General features: G+C 57.4%; 1 rRNA gene. It reads right to left on the minus strand.

The annotated features are described in order from the left end of the window. Positions 1-67: 67 nt before the first annotated feature. A 16S ribosomal RNA gene (locus ACTRXG_RS16805) occupies positions 68-1,640 on the minus strand. Positions 1,641-1,725: the final 85 nt, after the last annotated feature.

Consider the following 1,725-nt stretch of genomic DNA (forward strand, 5'->3'; position numbering starts at 1 on the left):
TCTCTCAAAAGGAAAGCCAAGCCAGGCCCCTGCCCGGTCCCTGCGGGACCGGGGTCATGCTCCATAGAAAGGAGGTGATCCATCCCCACCTTCCGGTAGGGATACCTTGTTACGACTTCACCCCAATCATCTGCCCCACCTTCGGCGGCTGGGTCCCAGAAGGGTTCCCTCACCGACTTCGGGTGTTGCAAACTCTCGTGGTGTGACGGGCGGTGTGTACAAGGCCCGGGAACGTATTCACCGCGGCATGCTGATCCGCGATTACTAGCGATTCCGGCTTCATGCAGGCGAGTTGCAGCCTGCAATCCGAACTGAGAATGGCTTTTCTGGATTGGCTCCCCCTCGCGGGTTCGCATCCCGTTGTACCATCCATTGTAGCACGTGTGTAGCCCAGATCATAAGGGGCATGATGATTTGACGTCATCCCCACCTTCCTCCGGTTTGTCACCGGCAGTCACCTTAGAGTGCCCAACTGAATGCTGGCAACTAAGATTAGGGGTTGCGCTCGTTGCGGGACTTAACCCAACATCTCACGACACGAGCTGACGACAACCATGCACCACCTGTCATTCCGTCCCCCGAAGGGGAACCGCCTCTCTCGAGGCGTAGCGGAAGATGTCAAGATCTGGTAAGGTTCTTCGCGTTGCGTCGAATTAAACCACATGCTCCACCGCTTGTGCGGGCCCCCGTCAATTCCTTTGAGTTTCAACCTTGCGGTCGTACTCCCCAGGCGGAGTGCTTAATGCGTTAGCTTCGGCACTACGGGTATCGAAACCCCTAACACCTAGCACTCAGCGTTTACGGCATGGACTACCAGGGTATCTAATCCTGTTTGCTCCCCATGCTTTCGCACCTCAGCGTCAGGTACAGACCAGAGAGTCGCCTTCGCCACTGGTGTTCCTCCACATATCTACGCATTTCACCGCTACACGTGGAATTCCACTCTCCTCTTCTGTCCTCAAGTTTCGCAGTTTCCAATGGCCTTCCACGGTTGAGCCGTGGCCTGTCACATCGGACTGACGAAACCGCCTGCGTGCCCTTTACGCCCAATAATTCCGGACAACGCTTGCCCCCTACGTATTACCGCGGCTGCTGGCACGTAGTTAGCCGGGGCTTTCTGGACAGGTACCGTCAGCACGCCAGCCTGTTCGACTGGCGTGGGTTCTTCCCTGTCAACAGAGCTTTACGATCCGAAAACCTTCATCACTCACGCGGCGTTGCACCGTCAGGCTTTCGCCCATTGCGGATGATTCCCTACTGCTGCCTCCCGTAGGAGTCTGGGCCGTGTCTCAGTCCCAGTGTGGCCGATCACCCTCTCAGGTCGGCTACGCATCGTCGCCTTGGGGAGCCCTTACCTCTCCAACTAGCTAATGCGCCGCGGGCCCATCGGACGGTGCAAGGATCCGAAGATCCCTGCTTTGCCGCTGACCTCAGGCGAGGTCAGGGCGTATTGGGCATTAGCCCCGGTTTCCCGGGGTTATTCCCATCCGTCCGGCAGGTTGCCCACGTGTTACTCACCCGTCCGCCGCTCGTTCCACCGGTTTCCTCCCGAAGGAGTCCGCCGGCTTCCCGCGCTCGACTTGCATGTATTAGGCACGCCGCCAGCGTTCGTCCTGAGCCAGGATCAAACTCTCCGTAAAAAGTTTGATGCTGTGGCATCCGAAATGCCCTAAAAATGTGTTGCTTTTGATTGGGGCTCTGGCTTGTCTTTCCTTTTCAAAGAAC

The organism is Marinococcus sp. LNSP9103-4 (genome assembly GCF_056034345.1).